We start from the raw sequence: 20,769 nt of genomic DNA, 5'->3' as shown, positions 1-20,769 counted from the left end.
CTCGTTCGTCTAGTTCGAGACGAGCTTTAACCGATCCGGCAGAGGCCGTTCAACCATCGGCAATTCCTTCTCGGTGATCGGCCGCAGCCCCAGAAGCGGCGTGACGCGACGTATCACCTCGGCGGCGACGGGGGCGGCGGTCCAGCCGGCGGTGCGCAACTCGGCGCCGCCCGCGCTGGTGACCGAAGGTTCGTCCAGCGTCAGCACCAGCACATATTGCGGCGCGCTGGCCGGAAAGGCCGAGGCAAAGGTGGTCACGTTCTTGTCGCGATAATAGCCGCCATTCGGGCGCGGCTTGTCGGCGGTGCCGGTCTTGCCGGCGACCTCATAGCCCTCGACATTGGCGGACCGCGCGGTGCCGCGCGTCACCACCTGACGCATCAGGGCCATCGCGGTCTTGGCCGCTTGCGGCGACAGCACCTGTTCGCCGCCGCGCGCCGCGCGGCCATGGACCAGCGTCGGGCGCACGCGCTTGCCGTCATTGGCGATGGTGGCATAGGCGGCCGCCAGATGCAGCGGGCTTGCCGCGATCCCGTGCCCGAATGACACCGTCGCGGCCGTCACCGCCGGCCAGCGTTGCGGCACCAGCGGCTTGCCGGTCGGCGCCTCGCTCATCTCAAGCGGGGTCGCCTCGAAAAGGCCCAGCTTTTCAAGGAAGTCGCGCTGTCGTTCCGGCCCCAGCAGCTGGGCGATCCGCACTGTCCCCACGTTCGAGGATTTCACGATGATGTCGGTCACCGACAGCTGACTGCCGTAATTGTGGAAATCGTTGATCAGATATTTGCCGATCTTCATCGGGGTTTTCGAATTGATCATCGTGTTGGGGCTGATCAGTTTCAGATCCAGCGCCTGCGCCACCGGGAAAATCTTGAAGGTCGAGCCCAGCTCGTACTGACCCTGTACCGCGCGGTTGAACAGCGGGCTGTCCGAAGGATCGCCCTTGAGCAGCGGCTTTGGCCGGTCATTGGGGTCGAAATCAGGCAGGCTGGACATGGCGACGATCTCGCCGGTCTTGACCTCCATCAGGATGCCGGTCGCGCCCTTGGCATTCATCACCTTCATGCCATTGGCCAGCACTTCCTCCATCGCGGCCTGCACGGTCATGTCCAGCGACAGGACCAGCGGCGCGCCGTCATTGGCCGGATCGCGCAGCCAGTGATCAAAGGCCTTTTCGACGCCCGCAACGCCGATCACCTCGGCGCTGGCGACGTCTTCCTTGCCAAAGGTGGTGCCGCCCAGGACATGGCTGGCGATATGGCCGTTGGGATAAAGCCGCATTTCGCGCGGACCGAACAACAGACCCGGCTCGCCAATGTCATGGACGGCCTGCATCTGTTCGGGCGAAAGCTTTTTCCTGATCCAGACAAAGCTGCGCTTGCCGGAAAAATCCTTGCGCAGGCGGTCGATATCCAGATCGGGAAAGATCGAGACCAGCTTTTTCGCCGCGCCCTCGGGATCGACCATCTGCCGGGGATGGGCATAAAGCGAATAGGTCAGCAGATTGGTCGCCAAGACCCGCCCGTAACGGTCGGTGATGTCGGCGCGCTGGGAAATGATCTGGGCGCTGCCGCTTTGCACACGCGGTTCGGTCGGCTGGCTGGCGGCCAGCACGCCCATTTTCACCCCCACCGCGCCAAAGGCCAGAACAAAGCTCATCGCCATGAAAACCAGCCGGTGGCGCGCGTTGTTGCGGGCGCTTTCCTGAATTTCGGCATGACGCTGGGCACGGTTCTCGGCCTCGATGGCGTCGGGATTTTCGCCCTTTTCGCGGGCACGAAGGATGCGGGCCAGGGGGCGCAATGGGGTGCGGATCATGGCGTGCTCTCCTTTGGGCGGCGGGGGGGATACCAGGCGGGGCGAGGAACCTGATCGGCGGGGTCGCCGCCATCGGCCTTGGGCTGGACGGGTGGCGGAAAGGCCACCTGCCCGACATCGACGAACTGATCGGCGGTAAAGGGCACCAGCTTCAGCCGGCTGAAATTCAGGTTCACCAGCTCACGCAGCCGGTCCGGGCGGTTCAGATAGGCCCATTCGGCGCGCAGGACGCCCAGATCCTCGCGCAGGCCGCCGATCTGGCGCTGCACATTCGACATCTCTGAAATGGTGGCCTGCGTGCGATAGTTTTCGCGATAGGCCCAAAAGGCCAGCCCCATCACGATCAGCGTGGTCAACAGGTAAAGCACCGATTTCATCGCGCCCCCCGTTCCGGCAGAACCGGAAGGCCCAGCGCCTCGGGATCGACGCGGCCGGCCGGGGCATGGGTGCGGATGCCCACCCGCAACAGCGCCGAACGCGAACGCGGATTGACCGCCAACTCGGCCTCATCGGGACCGATGGCACGGCGGAAGGGCAACGTAAAGGCGGGCTCGGCGCGTTCGGTTTCGGGCGCATAGCGGCTGCCGCCGCCGGCGCTGTTCGAGCGTGCCTGCATAAAGCGCTTGACGATGCGGTCCTCAAGCGAATGAAAGCTGACCACCGCAAGCTTGCCGCCCGGGCGCAGCGCGCGTTCGGCCGCCGCCAGCCCCGCGACCAGCTGTCCGAATTCGTCGTTCACCCAGATGCGGATCGCCTGAAAGCTGCGAGTCGAGGGATGGCTGTGACCGGGCTTGGGGCGCGGCAGGCAGGCGCCGACGATATCGGACAATTGCCCGGTGCGCGTCAGCGGGCGGGCCGCGACGATGGCCTTGGCGATCCGGCGCGAGGCGCGTTCCTCGCCATAAAGATAAAGCACATCGGCGATCACCGATTCGGGCGCGCTGTTCAAGAGATCGGCGGCAGTGGGGCCATCGCCGCCCATGCGCATGTCCAAAGGCCCGTCGCGCAGAAAGGAAAAGCCGCGCTCGGATTGATCCAGCTGCATCGAGCTGACGCCCAGATCCAGCACGACACCATCGACCTGTGCCCCGGCCAGCCGGTCCAGACCGGAAAACGTGCCCTCGACCAGCCGCAGCCGGTCGCCATATTCGCCCGCCCAGGCCGCCGCCATGCCAAAGACCGACGGGTCGCGGTCGATGCCGATCACCTGATCCGCGCCCTGCGCCAAAAGCCCGCGCGCATAGCCGCCGGCGCCGAATGTGCCGTCCACCCAGACCCCGCCAACAGGTGCTACGGCCCGCAAAAGCGGGCCGAGCAGGACGGGCAGATGGGGTTGATCGCTCGCCGCCACGCCTAGCCCTCCGCCACGGGGGGTTGCGACAAAAGCGACAGCGGATCGGCGCCCGGCTCAAGCTCGGGGACGCGGGCTTCAAGCGCGCGCTCTTCTTCCTCGTAATTCTCGGGGGACCAGACCTTGAGGTTGTCGCCGCCAGAGATAAAGACCGCGCTGTCGCTCAGGCCGATCTTGTCGCGCAGCTTTTGCGGCAGGACCAGACGGCCGTCGCCGTCGATCTCGGTTTCCTCGGAATGGCCGTGATAGATATGTTCCAGATAGTTGCGGCGCGGGCTGCCACGATCGAGACCGGCGATCTGGTCGTCGATTTCGTTGATCGCGTCGATGGTGAACAGTTGCAGATATTTCCAGTCGCGGGTGCCAAAGACGATGACCAGCTGCGGACGCTTGCCGGTTTCCCATTCGGGATCGGCGGATTCAAAGACGCGGCGGAACTTGGCCGGGATCGAGACGCGACCTTTCGCATCGACCTTGACCTCTTCCGAACCTCTGAACCTGCGCGCCACCGGCCCGCACTCCTTCCCACTGTCCCTTGCCCTTTCCGGCCTTTCCCGAAAAGGAAAGGCGGACCGGGTTGCTGCCACCACCCGATCCGCCGCCCTCGTTCCCATCTCTGGGCCCCGTAGTTTCGGGGATCGCGCCCTGCTGTCCGCGCCACCTGGGGGAGGTGCTGCTCGCGCGCGCAGAGCCATGTTCGGAAGCGGGTGCCTGTATGAAGCCTGCTTGTCGCCTTGTGGGGTCTTGATGCCCCTTCAGCCCGTCTCCGTATCAAAGGGATGGCATGGGAATTTATGGGACGCAACGGATTTATTTGGGCGCAACCCGGGTGGCGGCGGTGTTTCGCGCGTGAACATGGCGTGAACATTTTCACACCCGCGCGAGAAACAGGGAAGGTATCGGTCCAGGCGGCAACCCAACCACTACATCTAGCGAAAATGGGCTTGTGGCAAAGAAGTCCCACCAAATCCCGCAATCGACAGGAAACCGCCGATTTCGCGCCAGAACCCGAATGGGAATCGACGGAATCCCGCCGATTTCCCGCCTGCTCCCATGCCGATCACCGGGAATCACGGGCCGGTGATTCGGAAATCAGACCGGCGTTCCCAGATTTTCCCAGCCGCCGTTCCCGCGTTTTCCCATGGCACGCCCATGCCCATCGCGATGCCCCGCCCGCAGCGGCGGATGGTCTCGCCCGAACCCGCCATGCCACAGGGATGTCAGGCTATGGGATATCAGGCCATGCCGCCCGCGATCAGCCGCTGGGCCAACCGGGTAAAGGCCTCGGCCACCGGCCCGTCGCCGGCCGCGACCGGGGTGCCCGCATCGCCGGCCAGCCGCACTTCGAGGTTCAGGGGGATCTCGCCCAGAAAGGGCAGGCCCAGCTGCGCCGCCTCGGCCGCGACGCCGCCATGGCCGAAAAGATGCGCCTCATGCCCGCAATTGGGACATATATATGTCGACATATTCTCGACCAGCCCCAGCACCGGGGTTTTCAGCTTGTCAAACATGTCGATGGCGCGCCGCGCATCGATCAGCGCCACATCCTGCGGGGTCGAGACGATGATGGCGCCGCTGACCTGCGCCTTTTGGCACAGGGACAGCTGCACATCGCCGGTGCCGGGCGGCAGATCGACCAGCAGCACGTCCAGCTCGCCCCATTTCACCTGATTGAGCATCTGTTGCAGCGCGCCCATCAGCATCGGGCCGCGCCAAACCACGGCCTCGCCTTCCTTCATCATCAAGCCCAGCGACATGGTGGTCACGCCATGCGCGCGCAGCGGCTCGATCATCTGGCCGTCGCTGGTCGGGCGCTGTCCGGTCAGGCCCAGCATCCGCGGCTGCGAGGGACCGTATATATCGGCATCCAAAAGACCGACCCGCCGCCCCTGACGCGCCAGCGCCACCGCAAGGTTCGAGGTCAGCGTGGATTTCCCCACGCCCCCCTTGCCAGACCCGATGGCGACGATCCGCGCCACGCCGCTGACCGGGGCCGGGCCGGCCTGTGGCGTCGGATGGCGCCCGATCTTCAGGCTGGGCGGCTCGCCCCCCTGCGGCGCCCCTGTCTGGGGCTGGGCATCGCCGGACCGCGCCACGACCTGCGGCGCGGGGCCGCGCGGGGCGGCCGGGGCGGTCATCACGATCTGGACCTTCTGGTCGCCCGCAAGCGCGGCAAGACGGCGCTTTGCCTCGGCCTCGGCATCGGTCAGCGCGCGCGCCTGGACGGCATCGGCGGCCTCGATCACGAATCGGATGGTCTCGGAATCGACATGCAGGGCGCGCACAAGATCGTCGGAAACCAGATTTCCGCCCCCCGGCACCGCGATCTGCGCAAGTTCCTGAAGCACACGTTCGCGTGATACCGCCATGACGACCCCCGATTTCAAAGCGTCATGAGCATGACAAGTTGCGCGGCGCTCGGCAAGCGGGTCCGGGACGGCACTCTGATAAGGTGTTGTGACCCCGCGTAATTACGACCAAATTCAACGGGTTTTCCCGGATTCCGCCTTTTGGACAAGGCTAACGACCCCCTAAAATTAATGCATTATTAACCACTTGTGAAAGAGTTCCAGAAACAGATATGCTGTTTCTGCATAGCAGCATTTCACCCGAAGCCATTGTGCAACCGCAGCAACAGGCCCATGTTAGCCCCAACGGCGAACGGGCAATCCGGCCCCGGCTGCCGACGCTAGATAGATGGAAGAATGAAATGGCTGTTCTCGTACTGAACCAAGGCAATGTCCGCAAAGAAGCCGGCAATGGTCGCATCGCGAAATTCGTCGCTGACCTGCGGGACAACATGGCACGCCGTTCGGTCTATCGCCAGACCATGCGCGAACTGAACGAGCTGAGCGACCGCGACCTGTCCGATCTGGGCATGTGCCGCGCCAACATCCGCAGCGTGGCTTACGAAGCCGCCTGGGGTGCGAAGTAAGGAATAGAATACCCGACCCCCTCCTCCTCCCTGGGGTCCGGGTTCAGGCGGCATCCTCCCTCCTCCTCCCTGAGGATGCCGCCGCAAAGATACGGTGAAGCCCTTTCCTCCCTCCCGGGCTTCACAGTACAGGCGGCCTCCCCTCCTCCTCCCAGGAGCGCCGCCAACCCATACGGCAAGACCCTCTCCTCCTCCCTTGGGTCTTGCGGTGCAGGTGGCGCCCCTCCCCTCCTCCCTGAGGGTGCCACCGAACCGATCCGCCGAGGCCCCTCCTCCTCCCTGGGCTTCGCGGTACTGGCGGCACCCTCCCCTCCTCCTCCCTGGAGGGTGTCGCCCCGAAATACCGCCCAGACGGCGGACATGAATGCGACGGTCCCCCTCCTCCTCCCTGGGACCGGTTGCACGCGGCAACAGGCGCCTCCTCCCTGCCTTTGCCGCGCCCCATACGCGGCCCCTCCTCCTCCCTGGGCCGGCGTTGTGCGGCGGCGCCCCCTCCTCCTCCCTGGGCGCCGCCGCTTTTCATTTCCGGGGTCCGGGTATAGGGGGATGCCATGTTGTCCTATCAGCACGCCTTTCACGCCGGGAATCTGGCCGACCTGCACAAGCATGCCTTGCAGGCCTGGATGCTGGATTACCTCACCGCCAAGCCGAAACCGCTGAGCTATCTGGAAACCCATGCGGGCCGGGGGCTTTACGACCTGTCGGGCGCCGAGGCGGCCAAGACCGGCGAGGCGGCCGCCGGCATCACCCGCGCACTTTCGGAAAACTGGCTGGCGGCGGATCATCCGCTGCGCCGGGCGCTGTCGGATATCCGCGCCCGTCATGGCGGGACGGCCTATCCCGGATCGCCGCTGATCGCCGCGCATTTCCTGCGCCCGGACGACAGCGCCCATCTGGCCGAACTGCACCCGGCCGAGCATCAGGCGCTGAGCCAGGTTGCGGGCTTTGCCCATCTGCACCGGCAGGACGGCTTTGACATGGCGCAGGCGCTCTGTCCGCCCACGCCCCGGCGCGGCATGCTGCTGATCGACCCCAGCTATGAAATCAAGGCCGATTACCAAACCATCCCCGGCCAGATCGCCAAGCTGGCGCGGAAATGGAATGTCGGCGTGATCGCGCTGTGGTTTCCGATCCTGACCGATGACCGGCAGGCCGCCATGGTCACGGCGTTGACCCACGCCCACCCCGAGGCGCTGTTGTCGCAAGTGCGTTTCCCGCCGGCCCGGCCCGGGCATGGTATGGTCGGATCAGGCATGCTCATCATCAATCCACCCTACGGCCTGACCAATGAGGCGCGCCGGATCGAGGCGCTTTACGACCGCCTATAGGCCAGCGCCGCCGCGATCCGGCGGTCGGTCGCATCCTCGGGACCGTCCGCCCATGGCCGAAAGCGCAGCCGGAACGCCGCCAGACGGTCGGACAGACGATCGGGCAAATCAGGATAGCCGATGCGGGTCAGGCTGTCGGCCAGCGCCCCTTCCGCCAGCGCCGCCTCGGCCCCCGCCCCCTCGGGCCAGATCGCCAGTCCCTTCAAGGCCAGACGCCGCCAGTCAAAGCGCGGGCCGGGGTCGATCTTGCGACCGGGCGCCATGTCGGAATGACCGATGACGCCATCCGCCGCGATGCCCCAGCGGCCCATGATCTTGCGCAACAGCGCCTCAAGCGCCGCCATCTGCGGTTCGGGAAAGGGGCGGTCGCCGGGATTGACCAGCTCGATCCCGATGCTGCGGGAATTCACGTCCTCGCGCCCCTGCCAGCTGCCGGCGCCGGCATGCCAGGCGCGGCGATCCTCGGGGACCAGCGGCTCGGTCAGGCCGTTCTCGTGGATCAGCCAATGCGCGCTGACTTCGGCCGTCGGATCGCAGAGCCGCGCCCGCGCCGAAGGCCCGTCCGCCATGCCGGTATAGTGGATCACGACCAGCTCGGGCCGCTGGCCCCGCCGGTCGCCGTGATTGGGCGACGGGCTCAAAGACCGGGCGCGTTGCGGACCGGACGCGGATCCCAGCCGCAGACAAAGCCGTCGCCATCCGGGTCCATGCCCTTGGGATCCAGGATCGGTCCGCCGGCCGCGATAAAGGCGCGCTGCGCGGTATCGGCCGAGGCATAGCCCGAGCAGAGCCGCCCGGCCGCAATCACCGAACCGCCCGTCCGGCGATAGACGGTGGTGCCGGGATTTTGCTGTTCCTGATGGGCATAGCGCACCAGCACCGGGGTCGAACCCGGATAGGGGCCGCTGGTGGTCACCGGCGGATTGCCCGCGGCCGGGGCGGTTTTGGGCCGGGCCGCAGGTGCGGCCGTCGTCACGGCCACCGCGCCCGTCCGCGTCGCGGTGGTCGCGGCGGCACCGCTGATATCGGCCGGGGTCGGCGCCTGGGCCGGCAATTGCACCGGAATCGTGCGCGGGATCGGCGCGCTACCGCGCAGGGCCGCCTCGCGTTCGCGCGAATATTTCGCATAACCGGTGCCGTTCTGAACGGCGCTGTAATTCGGGTTCCAGCCGGTATTCTCGGCGCAGCCGGCCAGCGCCAGCACGGGGCCAAGCGCGGCGAGGATGACGAATTTCCGCATCTCTTTTTCCCTTTTCGGGCCGGTTACCACCAGCGTGTTGGCTTCTGAGAAAACCCTGCCGCAGATTCGAGGCTATGCGCAAGGTTCAACAGCCCGCCTTCGTCCCATGGCCGCCCGATCAGCTGCATCCCCAGCGGCAAACCCTGCTTGTCCAGCCCGACCGGAACCGAAATCCCCGGCAGACCGGCCAGGTTCACGGTGACGGTGAACACGTCCAGCAGATACATCTCGACCGGATCCTTGCCCGACATTTCGCCCAGACCAAAGGCGGCGCTGGGGGTCGCGGGGGTCAGAATCGCATCGACCCCGCTGGCATAGGCCTGATCGAAATCGCGCTTGATCAGCGCGCGCACCTTGCGGGCGCGGTTGTAATAGGCGTCGTAAAAGCCCGCCGACAGCACATAGGTGCCGATCATGATCCGGCGCTGGACCTCGGGGCCGAACCCCTCGGCGCGGGTCTTTTCATACATCTCGACAATGCCGTCGCCGGCGCCCAGCTTGGCGCGCCGCCCATAGCGCACGCCGTCATAACGCGCGAGGTTCGACGACGCCTCGGCCGGCGCGATCACATAATAGGCGGGCAGCGCGTATTTCGTATGCGGCAGGCTGATATCGACGATCTCGGCCCCGGCATCGCGCAGCATCTCGGCCGATTGCCGCCACAGCGCATCGATTTCGTCCGGCATGCCCTCCATGCGGTATTCGCGCGGGATACCGATTTTCTTGCCGCGAATATCGCCGGTCAGCGCCGCCTCGTAATCCGGGACCGCGCGCTCGGCGCTGGTCGAATCCTTGGGATCGACCGAGGCCATGGCCCCCAGCATGATCGCCGCGTCGCGCACGGTTTTGGTCATCGGCCCGGCCTGATCCAGCGAGCTGGCGAATGCGATGACGCCCCAGCGGCTGACGCGGCCATAGGTGGGCTTCAGCCCGACCGTGCCGGTGAATGCCGCCGGCTGGCGGATCGAACCGCCGGTATCGGTGCCGGTCGCCGCCAGGCACAGATCGGCCGCCACCGCCGCGGCGGATGCGCCGGACGAGCCACCCGGCGTCAATTGCCGGTCGTCCACCTTCCACGGGTTCACCGCCGGCCCGTAACAGGCGGTTTCATTCGACGACCCCATGGCGAATTCATCCATGCTGAGCTTGCCCAGCATGACCGCGCCCGCATCCCACAGGTTCTGGGTCACGGTCGATTCATATTGCGGCAAAAAGCCGTCAAGGATGCGGCTGGCCGCCTGCGAAGGCACGTTTTTGGTGCAGAACAGATCCTTGATCCCCAAGGGAATGCCGCACATGGCGGGCGCGTCGCCGGCCTGAATGCGTTGATCCGCCGCCGCCGCCATCTCGCGGGCGCGTTCGGGCGTCCTGTGGCTATAGCTGTTCAATGCCGCAGCCCCGTCGATGGCCGTCAGACAGGCCTCGGTCAGGTCAAGGCTGGTGAAATCGCCCTTGCGCAGCCCGTCGCGGGCATCGGCAATGGTCAGTTTGTTCAGATCGCTCATTCCACCACCTTCGGCACCACAAAGAAGCCCTCGCGCGCATCGGGCGCGTTCTTCAGGATCAGGTCCTGCATCTCGCCATCGGTGACGATATCGGCGCGCCGCTTCAGGCGCATCGGCTCGACCCCGGTCATTGGCTCGACGCCGTCGACATCGACCTCGTTCAGCTGTTCCATGAAATGCAGGATGCTGTTGAGTTCCTGCGCGAGCGCCGGCAGGTCCGCGTCATCGACCGCAATCCGCGCCAGATGCGCGACCTTGCGGGCTTCATCCTCAGTGATGGCCATGGGGGCTCCTTTCGCTTGGGCGGGTTTTACCGGGGCGGCGGGGGCGGGGCAAGCGCCGGCGACCCGACGTTGCGGGAACTTTACGCCGACGGGCCGGCTTGGCAGGATGCGCCCAAAGGATGAAAGGAACCGCCCCATGAAAATCACCTGGCTTGGCCATTCCGGCTTTCGGCTGGAAATCGAGAATGCCGTGATCCTGATCGACCCCTGGCTGTCGGGGAACCCGATGTTCCCCGAGGATCGCCGCGCTGATGCCATTTCCGGCGCCACCCATGTGCTGTTGACGCATGGGCATGGCGATCATGTCGGCGACACCATCTCGATCGCGCGCGAATTGGGCATTCCGGTGGTCGGCATCTATGACCTGATCAGCAGCTGGCAGACGCATCAGGAAATCGAGGGCATCGGCTTCAACAAGGGCGGCACCGTCGATCTGGGCGGGGCCAAGGTGACCATGGTCAATGCCAGCCATTCCTCATCCATGGAGGGCAATGAGGGGCCGGTCTATGCCGGCCACGAATCGGGCTATATGATCGCGGGCGAAGGGCATGTCATCTATGTCTCGGGCGATACCGACATCATGGCCGACATGGACTGGATGGGCGATTACCACAAACCCGATATCGGCATCCTCTGCGCCGGCGGCCATTTCACCATGGACATGAAACGCGCCGCCTATGCGGCGAAACGCTATTTCGATTTCAGAACCGTGATCCCCTGTCACTATCGCACCTTCCCGCTGCTGGAACAGAATGCCGACGCGCTGCGCGCCGGTCTGCCGGGCGTCGATGTGATCGAACCCGAGGTGCTTGAACCGATCACGGTCTAGGGCCAGCGATATCCGTTCGGGGCCGGCCGCGGGCGCGAGACCGGCCCGGTCGGGGCAAAAACCTCGACGAGAAGCGGGTGGCAGACGGCGGTGTCGCTGGAATGCTGGCTGCCGCAATCGCCGCCCGGACAGGCGGAAAGCCCGCCGATCAGGTCAATCTCGGCGAAGATCTCAAGATAATCGCCGGGACGCACCGGACTCGCCTTCATGAAATATTGCCCGGTATCGCGGGTGAAGCCGGTGCACATGAAGACATTGAGCACATCATGAACCAGCGGCTCGGCCATCTCGCGCGTCAGGTTCAACTCGGCCATGAGCGCATTGGTCAGGTTCGAATGACAGCAATGATGGTAATCATCCCCGCTCAGCAGGTGATGCGTATAGGGATCGCAGCGGGTGCCGATCACGTCATGGACCGAGCCGCCGAACTCGTCGATCCCGTACCATTCCAGCGTGTCCTCGGTGATCGTGGCCATGGGACGCAGCCCGGGAAAACTGGACCAGAGCCGGTCCCCCCGCGTCAGATGCGTGCCATGCAGCGCCCGCGTCTTGCCCGAATAGAACCGTTCGCGCGGATCGGCCGCCGACCACAGGTTCATATCCCCGACCTGCGGACCCTCGACGCTGGTGATGCGAAAGAAATGCCCGGCAGGGACATGAAAACAGCGGCCTTCACGCGGCGGGACCAGGCATTCGCCGGTCTTGCGGGCGGCATCCCGCGCCCCGGCCAGCGTGGCCAGATCGGGATCGGGCAGCGTCTCATTCGGATAACAGATCACCGGCGCAATGGCACGGCGTTCGGCGGAGTCGGGGGGAATGCGATGGCTCATGCGGCAATGATAGACAGCGGCGCGGTGGCCGGCAAGCCTGCACGCTGCGCACCCGGCATAGGCGCCGTATGGATATTTGTGTGAAGAAGAAAGAGAACCGGCCGCGCTTTCTTCTTCATCCAAATATCCATGCGGCCGCGCGGCCGGGCGATGGTCCGGACCGTTACGCGCCGTCCTGCGGAAAATGCGAAAGCGCGGCCATCGGGCCGCGCTCGGGAATGGTGCATATCGCGGTCGGGACGCGCAGGCGTTCTAGGCGGCGGCGCGCAGGCTGGCTTCGGACGGCATCGGCTCGAAGCTGAAATAGGCATACATCTGTTCCAGAACGGCCAAGGCACGTTCGGCGGCGCGATCCCGGGCGGGGTCGATCGTCGCGATGCGGGCCGTTTCCGGCTTGGCTTGGTCGGGCATGTTCATCTGTGGTCTCCGGGTCGGATCGATCCTCCCTGCACAGAAATATAATGCCGCGTTGCAGCAAAATCCATGGCTGCAACGCGGCACAATTGTCGCAGGCCGGCCCGAAGGCCAACCCGCCCAATCGAAACGCCCGGTCAGACGATGCGATCGACCATCATATGTTTGATCGAGGCAATGGCCTTGGCGGGGTTCAACCCCTTGGGACAGGTATTGGTGCAGTTCATGATCGTATGGCACCGATAAAGCTTGAACGGATCCTCAAGCTCGTCCAGCCGCTCGCCCGTGGCCTCATCGCGCGAATCGATGATCCAGCGATAGGCGGCCAGCAGCGCCGCCGGCCCCAGGTAGCGGTCGCCGTTCCACCAATAGCTGGGGCACGAGGTCGAACAGGACGCGCACAGGATGCATTCGTAAAGCCCGTCCAACTTCTTGCGATCCTCGATCGACTGGCGCCATTCCTTGTCCGGGGTCGGCGTCTCGGTGATCAGATAGGGATGGACCGAGGCGTGCTGGGCATAGAAATGCGTCAGGTCCGGCACCAGATCCTTGACCACCGGCATATGCGGCAGCGGATAGATGTTCACGTCACCCTGAACCTCGTCGATGCCATAGATACAGGCAAGGTGGTTGCCGCCGCCGATATTCATCGCGCAAGAGCCGCAGATCCCCTCGCGGCAGGACCGGCGAAAGGTCAGCGTCGGGTCGATTTCGTTCTTGATCTTGATCAGCGCGTCCAGAACCATCGGCCCGGTCTTGTCCAGATCCAGAAAATAGCTGTCCATCCGCGGGTTTTCCCCGGTATCGGGATCCCAGCGATAGATGTTGAAGCGGCGGATATTGGTCGCGCCCTCGGGCTTGGGCCAGGTCTTGCCAACCCGCATGCGGCTGTTCTTGGGAAGGTTGAATTGGACCATTGGGGGCTCTCCTGGTGGTCAGGCCGGACGCGCAAAGCGGTCATGGCGGATGTTGGCATGCGGCCAGCGGGTCACGAAGGACCACAGCAGATCGCGATAGGCGGAATGCCCCTTTTTCGCGACGGTCTGAAACAGCGACGACTGTTTCAGATTGCGGGGCAGGTCGTTGGTCAGCCAGTTGGCCGGGCGCGGCAGGATCCAGGGCAAGATGCCGTTTTCAAACAGCCAGCGGCAGAAAGGAATGTCACAGGCGCCGGCATCGGGTTCGATCGCGGCCAGCGGCGGGATGGACGAGCCGCGCGCGCAAAGCGTGCCGGTCCCCAGGATCGAGGCGCCCAGCACCTGATCGGCCGGCTGGTGAAAGATGTAATTGTCCCAGACTGTCTGCGGTTCGGCGCGCGGGCCGACATAGATATTGCCCTGATAGCCGACGACATTGGCCATCGGCCCGATGGCGTTCAGATGCGCCAGCGTGCGGGCAACGTAATCGGGCGGATAGCCGATATCGTCGTCGATGGTAAATACGATGTCCTCGGGGGCGGGGGCGAACCAGAACTTGCCGGCATCCTTGACGTCGCGATCGGGAATGATCGCGGTCACCCGCGCGTCCTGCGCCAGAAAGCCCGGAATATCCTCATAGCCGTTCAGCACGACATAAAGATGGTCGACCTGCGGCAGGATCGCCGCGCAGGTCCTGCGCAACAGCCTGCGGCGCGGCGGAAAGGTGGCCAGATGGGCGCGGATCATTTTCCGCCCCAGCCGGGCTGTTGGTAAAGCGATTTGCTCGGCGGCAGGCCCGAGCGGTCGCGCACGCAGCGGTGATAGATCATCTCGGGATCGCGCGAGGACGCGGCGCGGTCCGGGGTGAAATCGACCCCCAGCCCGGCCCCGCGATACCCGCCCGAACCGATGCCGATGCTGATCCGGGGCTGGGCGGTCACGCCGCCGCCGCCCGCATCGCTGAGGTTCTGGCTGCACCAGCGTTCGGCATCGGATACCGACATTTGCGGCGGCTGCGCGCATGCCGCCAGCCCCAGCGCGACCGCCGGGACCAGAGCCATGCGCAGATACCGCCGAGCCGTCATCACGCAGTGCCCCGCGCCGAAGCGGCCGCGCCCGCGATGCATTGCGAGGTCGCCGGACGACCGACGATGCCGGCCACCGCATTGCCGGCCCCGGCCGCGCCGGCATCGGCGATGCTGGCCAGTTCCGCCGTGGTCGCATTCTGCAACACGCAATCGGTATAGGGCGCGACATTGGCGCCGGGCAGACGCTTGGCCATCTCGCGATTGACGACCAGCCGGGCCGAATTGCGGATCGCCATATCCGGCGCGGGCTTGACCTGCGGGATCACAGGCGGCGGCGCCATGCCGGGGTTCTGGACCACGCAGCCCGAAAGGGCCAGCGCGGCAGCGGTCAGGATCAGGGGAAGACGCATCAATAAACCCTCGCTTTGGGTGCGATCTTTTTCAGGTCGATCCCGCCCTCATCCACCGTGGTCAGGGGATCGAGGTGTACGGGCCGATAGCCCAGTTTAACATCGTTGCCTTCCACCCAGGCAAGCGAGTGCTTGCGCCAATTGGCGTCATCCCGCTCGGGCCAGTCCTCATGGGCATGGGCGCCGCGGCTTTCCTTGCGGGCCTCGGCGGCGACGATGGTGGCCAGCGCGCAGGGCATGAGGTTGGTCAGCTCAAGCGTTTCCATCAGATCGCTGTTCCAGATCAGGCTGCGATCCGTGACCTTGATGTCGTTCATCTTGGCCGCGATCGCTTCCATCTTTTCGACGCCCTCGGCGAGCGTCTTGTCGGTGCGGAACACGGCCGCGTCGGCCTGCATGGTCTTTTGCATCTCAAGCCGCAGATCGGCGGTCGGGATCGCGCCATTGGCATTGCGGATGCGGTCGAACCGGTCCAGCGCCTTTTGCACGCCTTCCTTGTTCGTGGCCGGGATCGGCGCGTTGCGGTCGATCACCTCGCCGGCGCGGATCGCGGCGGCGCGGCCAAAGACCACCAGGTCGATCAGGCTGTTCGAGCCAAGCCGGTTCGCGCCATGCACGCTGGCGCAGCCCGCCTCGCCCACCGCCATCAGGCCGGGGAAAATCGCGTCGGGCTGGGCCTCGGTCGGGTTCAGCACCTCGCCCCAATAGTTGGTGGGGATGCCGCCCATATTGTAATGCACCGTCGGCAGGATCGGGATCGGCTCCTTGGTGACATCGACGCCGGCAAAGATCTTGGCCGATTCGCTGATGCCGGGCAGACGTTCATGCAGCGCCTCGGGCGGCAGATGCTGCAGGTTAAGGAACATGTGGTCCTTGTGCTCACCCACGCCGCGTCCTTCGCGGATCTCGATGGTGATGCAGCGGCTGACCACGTCGCGCGAAGCCAGATCCTTATAGGTCGGCGCATAGCGTTCCATGAAACGCTCGCCCTCGGAATTGGTCAGATAGCCGCCTTCGCCGCGCGCGCCTTCGGTGATCAGGCAGCCCGAACCATAGATGCCGGTCGGGTGGAACTGCACGAATTCCATGTCCTGCAAGGGCAGGCCCGCGCGCGCCACCATGCCGCCGCCGTCGCCGGTGCAGGTATGGGCGCTGGTCGCGCTGAAATAGGCGCGGCCGTAACCGCCCGTGGCCAGCACCACCATCTTGGCGTTGAAGACGTGGATCGTGCCGTCATCCAGCTTCCAGCAGACGACGCCGGTGCATTTGCCATCGGTGATGATCAGGTCGAGCGCGAAATACTCGATGAAGAATTCGGCCTTTTCCTTCAGCGACTGGCCGTAAAGCGTGTGCAGGATGGCGTGGCCGGTGCGGTCGGCGGCGGCGCAGGTGCGCTGAACCGGCGGGCCTTCGCCGAACTCGGTGGTGTGGCCGCCAAAGGGGCGCTGATAGATCTTGCCCTCTTCGGTGCGCGAAAACGGCACGCCGTAATGTTCCAGTTCATAGACGGCCTTGGGCGCCTCACGCGCGAGGTATTCCATCGCGTCGGTATCGCCCAGCCAGTCCGACCCCTTGACGGTGTCGTACATGTGCCATTGCCAGCTGTCGGGCCCCATGTTCGACAGCGATGCGGCAATGCCGCCCTGTGCGGCGACGGTGTGGCTGCGGGTCGGGAAAACCTTGGTCACGCAGGCGGTGCGCAGCCCCTGTTCGGCCATGCCCAGCGTCGCGCGCAGACCGGCCCCGCCGGCACCCACGACCACCACGTCATAATCATGCGTTACATATTTGTATTCAGCCATGGCGGTGGTTCCTCAGACGACGACGATCGCGCCCAGACCCATCCGGGCCAGCGCGTAAAGGGCACAGGCGATGACCGCCCAGCCAAAGATGACAGAGATGATGATCGCGGCCTTGCGGGTGCCGCCCTGGAAATAGTCGTCGATCATGATCCGCGTGCCCTTGATGAAATGAAGCATGCCCACGGTCACGAACAGCGCGGTGATGATCGCCGGGAAGGGCCGGCCGAAATAGACCACCAGCAATTCATGCGGCAGGCCGATGGCGCGGGCGACGACGATCATGAACAAGGGCGTCAGCACCAGAAGCGCCACGGCGGTGACGGTCATGGCCCAGTGATGCTGGGTGCCGGTATGGGCCGAACCCAGACCTTCGGCGGCTTTCAGCGGGGTGATATAGCGCATCTTGCGGCCCTCGGTCAGAATACGAAGAAGACGATCAGCGTCAGCACGGCCAGAACGACCGAACCGGCGATCAGCGCCTGGCTGGATTTCTGCGCCTGCTCGATTTCAAGGCCGTGGCCCGCGTCATAGAACAGGTGCCGGATACCGGCCAGCAGGTGATACCACAGCGCCCACATCGACCCGGTCAGGATGATGAACCCCAACCAGGACCGCACCACCCAATCGGCACAGGCAAAGGCCCAGGGCGAGCTGACGGCGGCCGTCAGCCACCAGACGATCAGCAAGATCCCCGCCACCAGCGCGTGGCCGGTGATGCGGGTCATGATCGAGGTGATTGCGGCAAGGGGCAGGCGGTAAACCTGCAAATGGGGTGACAGCGGCCGGTTGCCCCGGTTGACGTCAGCCATGATGCGCTCTCCTGCGTTCAGGGGCCCTCGGCGCGACGGCTGGCGGCGAGGGCTGGCCGGGAATTTTGATGTCGTTCTATTCGCTTTCTCGCATCTGTCACGGCCGGATTCCAGACGAAAGGCGGATAAATGCAGATTTTCGGCGTTTGTGATCACACAATTGCAGCATGTGATCACAGCGCGCCGGAATGTTGGCGGTATCAGCCGGGACTCATTTCAATTCGTCCAGAACCGGGCCAATAGCCGAGTTAAAAACAAAGGCAACGATCTCGGGTTCGTCGTTGAAGGGCACGGCGGTCAGGATGATGGAAATCATGCCGGTATCGGGCGGCTCGATCGCGAACATGGTGATTTCCTGGACCATGCCGCCGACATCGCGGCGCTGCAACACGGTCGAACAGCGGGGAAAGCCGTTCGGGAACAGCTCGGCAAGGCGGCCCATCAGCGCGGGGTATTGCGACCGCGCATCGGGGACATAGGGCGTGGCGAGGCGATAGAACTCGTGATATTTTCCCTTGAGGAACGCGGCCTTGGCGGCCTCGAGAACCGGCAAGGGTTCGACCCCGTTCAGGGTGCAGGGCGCGGTTTCGGCCAGTGCCGGCCCCGCCAGCCCCAAAAGGCCGGACAGCATCGCGGCCGTTGTGATCAGCCGCGCCCGGTTCATTGCTGGCCAAGCTTCATGTCGGGGCTGTAATCGGCCTCGATATCCTTGGTCACGGCCTGCGCACAGCGCATCCGCCCGGTTTCGGCGTCAAAGGCCATGCTGGGGCTGCCATGCAGTTCCCAGCCACGCGACAGCGCCAGACTGACCTTGTGGCAAAAGGCCGAAGTGTCGTCCTCGGTCAGCAGGCGATAGATCTTGGTCATGGATCAGGCTCCGAAGGGGTTATAGCCAAGCCAGGCGTGGATCAGCCCGACAACCAGCATCACCACCACCGCCCCCAGCAAGGCAAAGACGTCCTTGCGCGCCGGCACATCGCCTTGGGGCGGGTGCCAGTCGGGCTGGGCGCGGTTGATCACCGCCATTTCGACGAGCGCCCAAAGCAGCAGCCCGCCAAACAGCACGAAAGACGGCAGATCGCCATTCGGCAACAGATGCGCGAATGCCCAGATCGCGAAACCGGTCAGCTGCGGGTGGCGCATCCGCCGCGCGATGCGGGTTTTCATGCCATCGGCCGCGAACAGATAGAACGCCACAAGGACCAGCAGGTTGTTGATCCCCTTGAGCGGCGCCGAAGCCCCCCACCAAACGGGGCCATCCGCCATCCGGTACCCCAAAATCATCAGCAGAACCGAGACCAGCAACAGCGCCGTCACGCCGCCGCGCCCGATCTTGTCGCGCGGGCCGGGCGCCACGCGTTTCAAGAGATGCGCCGCCCACCACAATGCGACGCCCAGGATCAAAAGCAACATCTGGCCAATCTCCGCTTGATGCAGTCGGCGCCGACTTTGGCACTATCCGGCGCGGGCGGCAATCGCCTCGGCCAGCTTCAACCGGGCGCGGGCGGTTTCGACATGCAGGTTCTCGACGATGCGGCCATCGAGAACGGCGACCCCCCTGCCCTCGGCGCGCGCCTGTTCAAAGGCCGCGATCTGACGCCGGGCCAGATCCAGCTCGTCGGCATCGGGGGCGAATATTTCGTTCGCGGCCTCAAGCTGCGCGGGATGGATCAGGCTTTTGCCGTCGAACCCCATGTCGCGGCCCTGTTCGCATTCGGCGCGCAGGCCGGCCGTGTCCTGAAAGGCGTTATAGACCCCGTCCACGATCACCCGGCCATGGGCGCGCGCCGCCAGAAGGCACAGACCCAGCCCCGCCATCAGCGGTTGCCGATCGGGCCGCGTCCGCGCGCCCAGATCCTTGAGCAGGTCGTTCGTGCCCATGACCATGCCCTGCAGACGCGGATGGGCGGCGATCGCGGCGGCGTTCAGCATCCCCGCCGGCGTCTCCATCATCGCCCAAAGCGGCGCCCCGGGCACCAGCGCCGCCACCCGGTCCAGATCGGCCGCGCGGCCCACCTTGGGCACCAGCACCGCATCGGCCGCCCCGGCGAATGCGCGGGCATCGCCTTCGCCCCATTCCGTATCCAGACCGTTGATGCGCACGATCCGCGTCCGGCCGCCGTAATCCGCCAGCAAGGCGCGCGCCAGAAGATCCCGCGCCGGCAGCTTTTCGGCCGGCGTCACCGCATCCTCAAGATCGAAGATGATCGCATCCGCCGAAAGCGTCCGCGCCTTTTCCATGGCCCGGGCATTCGAGGCCGGAATATACAGCACCGAGCGATAGGGACGTGTGATCATAGGGGCCTCGTCATGTCAGGTTGCGGCCCAAGGCTGCCCCGGCGGGGCGCAAATCGCAAGCGCCGCGCCCTAGAGCCCGTCCCAGATCAGCTTGACCGAGATGATGGCCAGCGCCCAGGTGATGAACTTGTAAAAGAACGTCGCCGGCACCCGCTTGATGATCCACAGCCCCGCCCAGACCCCCAGCAGCGCCGGCACCGCCAGCACCGCCGAAATCCGCAGGTTATGCGGCGAAAGCTGGCCCAGAAGGCCATAGGGGATCAGCTTGACCGCATTGGTGATGGCGAAAAAGATGGTGGTGGTGCCGGCGTAAAGCATCGGCTCCATCCGCATCGGCTGAACATAGATCTGATATGGTGGGGCGCCGGAATGCGAGACAAAGCTGGTATAACCCGACAGCGCGCCCCAGAACGAACCCGCGCCCCAGCCGGGTCCGCGCGCCTGCGCCCCCGCCAGCGCGGGCCGCAGCATCGCATTCAGGCTAAAGGCCAGGCCGATCAGCCCGACCACAAGACCGACCCGCGATTCGTCGACCAGCCGCGCCGTGGCCCAGCCCAGGGCGATCCCGCTCAGCATGCCGGGGATCAGCGAGACCAGAACGCGGCGGTCAAAGCTGCGCCGAAAGGCGATAAGCCCGCCGATATCGGAAATGACATAGACCGGCAGCAGGATCCCCGCCGCCTGGACCGGCGACATGATCAGCGCCATCAACGGCACGCCCAGCATGCCGACCATCGACAGCCCGCCCTTGGCCAGCCCGACCGCGAATGCGGCGGCACAGCCCAGCACCCAGCCCAGTAGTCCCAGCTCCATCCCCGCGCGCCCCCTGTCTTTTCGCCCCCTGCCCGGCTGATCCCGGCCTATGCCAGCGCGGGGGGCCGCGCAACGCCGAAAGATCATGTCATGTTAGCGCTTGACATACGGCGATTTCGCCACGTTGCGTCAGCGAAGGCTTGCGATTCCGATCCCAAGGG

The 20,769-nt window shown here is 65.2% G+C and carries 26 protein-coding genes; 3 read left to right on the top strand and 23 right to left on the bottom strand.

Translation table 11 applies throughout. The features are described from left to right. Window positions 1–9: 9 nt before the first annotated feature. The 5 genes from ACFOMH_RS03810 to ACFOMH_RS03790 form a co-directional block, all read right to left on the bottom strand. Window positions 10–1,815, bottom strand: a complete 1,806-nt coding sequence (locus ACFOMH_RS03810; protein ID WP_377742713.1) for a peptidoglycan D,D-transpeptidase FtsI family protein — start codon at window positions 1,813–1,815, stop codon at window positions 10–12. Continuing rightward, complete coding sequence (gene ftsL / locus ACFOMH_RS03805) at window positions 1,812–2,192, bottom strand: cell division protein FtsL (RefSeq protein WP_374422571.1); 381 nt, start codon at window positions 2,190–2,192, stop codon at window positions 1,812–1,814. The genes ACFOMH_RS03810 and ftsL overlap by 4 nt, the downstream gene beginning before the upstream one ends. Further along, a complete protein-coding gene (rsmH, locus tag ACFOMH_RS03800; protein WP_377742711.1) occupies window positions 2,189–3,166 on the bottom strand; it encodes a 16S rRNA (cytosine(1402)-N(4))-methyltransferase RsmH in 978 nt (325 codons plus the stop codon). Before rsmH ends, ftsL begins: the two co-directional genes overlap by 4 nt. A 2-nt stretch (window positions 3,167–3,168) precedes the next feature. Further along, complete coding sequence (gene mraZ, locus ACFOMH_RS03795) at window positions 3,169–3,675, bottom strand: division/cell wall cluster transcriptional repressor MraZ (protein ID WP_374422567.1); 507 nt, start codon at window positions 3,673–3,675, stop codon at window positions 3,169–3,171. Window positions 3,676–4,401: 726 nt separating this feature from the next. Then, on the bottom strand, window positions 4,402–5,535 hold the full coding sequence (locus ACFOMH_RS03790; RefSeq protein ID WP_377742709.1) for an Mrp/NBP35 family ATP-binding protein: 1,134 nt from the start codon (window positions 5,533–5,535) through the stop codon (window positions 4,402–4,404). A gap of 341 nt (window positions 5,536–5,876) precedes the next feature. Between ACFOMH_RS03790 and ACFOMH_RS03785 the strand changes: the two genes are divergently transcribed. After that, entirely contained in the window at window positions 5,877–6,101 is a 225-nt protein-coding gene (locus tag ACFOMH_RS03785; RefSeq protein WP_377742707.1) for a DUF1127 domain-containing protein, read from the top strand. A 551-nt stretch (window positions 6,102–6,652) separates the two neighbouring features. Beyond that, entirely contained in the window at window positions 6,653–7,429 is a 777-nt protein-coding gene (gene rlmJ / locus ACFOMH_RS03780) for a 23S rRNA (adenine(2030)-N(6))-methyltransferase RlmJ (RefSeq protein WP_377742705.1), read from the top strand. On the opposite strand, the gene ACFOMH_RS03775 is transcribed toward rlmJ, so the two are convergent. The 4 genes from ACFOMH_RS03775 to gatC are packed head-to-tail and all read right to left on the bottom strand — an operon-like array spanning window position 7,414 to window position 10,458. Further along, window positions 7,414–8,070 (bottom strand): N-acetylmuramoyl-L-alanine amidase, encoded by a 657-nt coding sequence (locus tag ACFOMH_RS03775; protein WP_377742703.1) that lies wholly within the window; start codon window positions 8,068–8,070, stop codon window positions 7,414–7,416. The genes rlmJ and ACFOMH_RS03775 overlap by 16 nt on opposite strands. Continuing rightward, window positions 8,067–8,669 carry a hypothetical protein gene (locus ACFOMH_RS03770; protein WP_377742702.1) on the bottom strand — a complete coding sequence of 201 codons (603 nt, stop codon included), beginning with the start codon at window positions 8,667–8,669 and terminating at the stop codon, window positions 8,067–8,069. Before ACFOMH_RS03770 ends, ACFOMH_RS03775 begins: the two co-directional genes overlap by 4 nt. A 23-nt stretch (window positions 8,670–8,692) precedes the next feature. Beyond that, entirely contained in the window at window positions 8,693–10,174 is a 1,482-nt protein-coding gene (gatA, locus tag ACFOMH_RS03765; protein WP_377742700.1) for an Asp-tRNA(Asn)/Glu-tRNA(Gln) amidotransferase subunit GatA, read from the bottom strand. Further along, window positions 10,171–10,458, bottom strand: a complete 288-nt coding sequence (gene gatC / locus ACFOMH_RS03760) for an Asp-tRNA(Asn)/Glu-tRNA(Gln) amidotransferase subunit GatC (protein ID WP_377742699.1) — start codon at window positions 10,456–10,458, stop codon at window positions 10,171–10,173. The genes gatA and gatC overlap by 4 nt, the downstream gene beginning before the upstream one ends. A gap of 136 nt (window positions 10,459–10,594) precedes the next feature. Here gatC and ACFOMH_RS03755 point away from each other — a divergent pair, with 136 nt between their 5' ends. After that, window positions 10,595–11,287, top strand: a complete 693-nt coding sequence (locus tag ACFOMH_RS03755; RefSeq protein WP_377742698.1) for a metal-dependent hydrolase — start codon at window positions 10,595–10,597, stop codon at window positions 11,285–11,287. On the opposite strand, the gene ACFOMH_RS03750 is transcribed toward ACFOMH_RS03755, so the two are convergent. The 14 genes from ACFOMH_RS03750 to ACFOMH_RS03685 form a co-directional block, all read right to left on the bottom strand. Next, window positions 11,284–12,117: an urea carboxylase-associated family protein gene (locus ACFOMH_RS03750; RefSeq protein WP_377742696.1), complete on the bottom strand. Its 834-nt coding sequence runs from the start codon at window positions 12,115–12,117 to the stop codon at window positions 11,284–11,286. The genes ACFOMH_RS03755 and ACFOMH_RS03750 overlap by 4 nt on opposite strands. A 252-nt stretch (window positions 12,118–12,369) precedes the next feature. Further along, window positions 12,370–12,534 (bottom strand): hypothetical protein, encoded by a 165-nt coding sequence (locus tag ACFOMH_RS03745; protein ID WP_374422548.1) that lies wholly within the window; start codon window positions 12,532–12,534, stop codon window positions 12,370–12,372. A 134-nt stretch (window positions 12,535–12,668) separates the two neighbouring features. After that, entirely contained in the window at window positions 12,669–13,448 is a 780-nt protein-coding gene (locus ACFOMH_RS03740) for a succinate dehydrogenase iron-sulfur subunit (protein WP_374422547.1), read from the bottom strand. Window positions 13,449–13,466: 18 nt separating this feature from the next. Continuing rightward, entirely contained in the window at window positions 13,467–14,195 is a 729-nt protein-coding gene (locus ACFOMH_RS03735; protein WP_374422545.1) for a hypothetical protein, read from the bottom strand. Beyond that, the gene (locus ACFOMH_RS03730; protein WP_374422544.1) at window positions 14,192–14,533 is read right to left on the bottom strand and encodes a hypothetical protein; all 342 of its coding nucleotides are present in this window, start codon (window positions 14,531–14,533) and stop codon (window positions 14,192–14,194) included. The genes ACFOMH_RS03735 and ACFOMH_RS03730 overlap by 4 nt, the downstream gene beginning before the upstream one ends. Further along, window positions 14,533–14,886, bottom strand: a complete 354-nt coding sequence (locus ACFOMH_RS03725) for a hypothetical protein (protein ID WP_374422542.1) — start codon at window positions 14,884–14,886, stop codon at window positions 14,533–14,535. Before ACFOMH_RS03725 ends, ACFOMH_RS03730 begins: the two co-directional genes overlap by 1 nt. Continuing rightward, the gene (gene sdhA, locus ACFOMH_RS03720; RefSeq protein WP_374422540.1) at window positions 14,886–16,688 is read right to left on the bottom strand and encodes a succinate dehydrogenase flavoprotein subunit; all 1,803 of its coding nucleotides are present in this window, start codon (window positions 16,686–16,688) and stop codon (window positions 14,886–14,888) included. The genes ACFOMH_RS03725 and sdhA overlap by 1 nt, the downstream gene beginning before the upstream one ends. 12 nt (window positions 16,689–16,700) lie before the next feature. Continuing rightward, window positions 16,701–17,090, bottom strand: coding sequence for a succinate dehydrogenase, hydrophobic membrane anchor protein (locus tag ACFOMH_RS03715; protein WP_374422538.1), 390 nt, complete (start codon window positions 17,088–17,090; stop codon window positions 16,701–16,703). Between the two features lie 14 nt (window positions 17,091–17,104). After that, window positions 17,105–17,497: a succinate dehydrogenase, cytochrome b556 subunit gene (gene sdhC / locus ACFOMH_RS03710; protein WP_374422536.1), complete on the bottom strand. Its 393-nt coding sequence runs from the start codon at window positions 17,495–17,497 to the stop codon at window positions 17,105–17,107. Window positions 17,498–17,708: 211 nt separating this feature from the next. Next, window positions 17,709–18,161, bottom strand: a complete 453-nt coding sequence (locus tag ACFOMH_RS03705) for a hypothetical protein (RefSeq protein ID WP_377742693.1) — start codon at window positions 18,159–18,161, stop codon at window positions 17,709–17,711. Beyond that, window positions 18,158–18,364 (bottom strand): DUF1737 domain-containing protein, encoded by a 207-nt coding sequence (locus tag ACFOMH_RS03700; RefSeq protein ID WP_377742691.1) that lies wholly within the window; start codon window positions 18,362–18,364, stop codon window positions 18,158–18,160. Before ACFOMH_RS03700 ends, ACFOMH_RS03705 begins: the two co-directional genes overlap by 4 nt. 3 nt (window positions 18,365–18,367) lie before the next feature. Beyond that, the gene (locus ACFOMH_RS03695; RefSeq protein WP_374422531.1) at window positions 18,368–18,910 is read right to left on the bottom strand and encodes an NnrU family protein; all 543 of its coding nucleotides are present in this window, start codon (window positions 18,908–18,910) and stop codon (window positions 18,368–18,370) included. 42 nt (window positions 18,911–18,952) lie between these two features. Then, entirely contained in the window at window positions 18,953–19,795 is an 843-nt protein-coding gene (locus ACFOMH_RS03690; RefSeq protein ID WP_377742689.1) for an HpcH/HpaI aldolase/citrate lyase family protein, read from the bottom strand. A 69-nt stretch (window positions 19,796–19,864) separates the two neighbouring features. Beyond that, entirely contained in the window at window positions 19,865–20,608 is a 744-nt protein-coding gene (locus ACFOMH_RS03685) for a sulfite exporter TauE/SafE family protein (RefSeq protein WP_374422528.1), read from the bottom strand. Window positions 20,609–20,769: the final 161 nt, after the last annotated feature.

This window comes from Paracoccus mangrovi (assembly GCF_042648425.1).
In the GTDB taxonomy this organism is placed as follows: Bacteria; Pseudomonadota; Alphaproteobacteria; order Rhodobacterales; family Rhodobacteraceae; genus Paracoccus; species Paracoccus mangrovi.
The sequence above is the reverse complement of the archived record's forward strand: the minus strand, read 5'-3'. Positions and strand labels throughout refer to the sequence as shown.

What these genes read in the sequence shown, in the direction of transcription:
- ACFOMH_RS03810 (WP_377742713.1), bottom strand. Translation starts at nt 1,815, where the DNA reads ATGATCCGCACCCCATTGCGCCCCCTGGCCCGCATCCTTCGTGCCCGC.
- ftsL (WP_374422571.1), bottom strand. Translation starts at nt 2,192, where the DNA reads ATGAAATCGGTGCTTTACCTGTTGACCACGCTGATCGTGATGGGGCTG.
- ACFOMH_RS03790 (WP_377742709.1), bottom strand. Translation starts at nt 5,535, where the DNA reads ATGGCGGTATCACGCGAACGTGTGCTTCAGGAACTTGCGCAGATCGCG.
- ACFOMH_RS03785 (WP_377742707.1), top strand. Translation starts at nt 5,877, where the DNA reads ATGGCTGTTCTCGTACTGAACCAAGGCAATGTCCGCAAAGAAGCCGGC.
- rlmJ (WP_377742705.1), top strand. Translation starts at nt 6,653, where the DNA reads ATGTTGTCCTATCAGCACGCCTTTCACGCCGGGAATCTGGCCGACCTG.
- ACFOMH_RS03770 (WP_377742702.1), bottom strand. Translation starts at nt 8,669, where the DNA reads ATGCGGAAATTCGTCATCCTCGCCGCGCTTGGCCCCGTGCTGGCGCTG.
- gatA (WP_377742700.1), bottom strand. Translation starts at nt 10,174, where the DNA reads ATGAGCGATCTGAACAAACTGACCATTGCCGATGCCCGCGACGGGCTG.
- gatC (WP_377742699.1), bottom strand. Translation starts at nt 10,458, where the DNA reads ATGGCCATCACTGAGGATGAAGCCCGCAAGGTCGCGCATCTGGCGCGG.
- ACFOMH_RS03755 (WP_377742698.1), top strand. Translation starts at nt 10,595, where the DNA reads ATGAAAATCACCTGGCTTGGCCATTCCGGCTTTCGGCTGGAAATCGAG.
- ACFOMH_RS03750 (WP_377742696.1), bottom strand. Translation starts at nt 12,117, where the DNA reads ATGAGCCATCGCATTCCCCCCGACTCCGCCGAACGCCGTGCCATTGCG.
- ACFOMH_RS03745 (WP_374422548.1), bottom strand. Translation starts at nt 12,534, where the DNA reads ATGAACATGCCCGACCAAGCCAAGCCGGAAACGGCCCGCATCGCGACG.
- ACFOMH_RS03740 (WP_374422547.1), bottom strand. Translation starts at nt 13,448, where the DNA reads ATGGTCCAATTCAACCTTCCCAAGAACAGCCGCATGCGGGTTGGCAAG.
- ACFOMH_RS03735 (WP_374422545.1), bottom strand. Translation starts at nt 14,195, where the DNA reads ATGATCCGCGCCCATCTGGCCACCTTTCCGCCGCGCCGCAGGCTGTTG.
- ACFOMH_RS03730 (WP_374422544.1), bottom strand. Translation starts at nt 14,533, where the DNA reads ATGACGGCTCGGCGGTATCTGCGCATGGCTCTGGTCCCGGCGGTCGCG.
- ACFOMH_RS03725 (WP_374422542.1), bottom strand. Translation starts at nt 14,886, where the DNA reads ATGCGTCTTCCCCTGATCCTGACCGCTGCCGCGCTGGCCCTTTCGGGC.
- sdhA (WP_374422540.1), bottom strand. Translation starts at nt 16,688, where the DNA reads ATGGCTGAATACAAATATGTAACGCATGATTATGACGTGGTGGTCGTG.
- ACFOMH_RS03715 (WP_374422538.1), bottom strand. Translation starts at nt 17,090, where the DNA reads ATGCGCTATATCACCCCGCTGAAAGCCGCCGAAGGTCTGGGTTCGGCC.
- sdhC (WP_374422536.1), bottom strand. Translation starts at nt 17,497, where the DNA reads ATGGCTGACGTCAACCGGGGCAACCGGCCGCTGTCACCCCATTTGCAG.
- ACFOMH_RS03705 (WP_377742693.1), bottom strand. Translation starts at nt 18,161, where the DNA reads ATGAACCGGGCGCGGCTGATCACAACGGCCGCGATGCTGTCCGGCCTT.
- ACFOMH_RS03700 (WP_377742691.1), bottom strand. Translation starts at nt 18,364, where the DNA reads ATGACCAAGATCTATCGCCTGCTGACCGAGGACGACACTTCGGCCTTT.
- ACFOMH_RS03695 (WP_374422531.1), bottom strand. Translation starts at nt 18,910, where the DNA reads ATGTTGCTTTTGATCCTGGGCGTCGCATTGTGGTGGGCGGCGCATCTC.
- ACFOMH_RS03690 (WP_377742689.1), bottom strand. Translation starts at nt 19,795, where the DNA reads ATGATCACACGTCCCTATCGCTCGGTGCTGTATATTCCGGCCTCGAAT.
- ACFOMH_RS03685 (WP_374422528.1), bottom strand. Translation starts at nt 20,608, where the DNA reads ATGGAGCTGGGACTACTGGGCTGGGTGCTGGGCTGTGCCGCCGCATTC.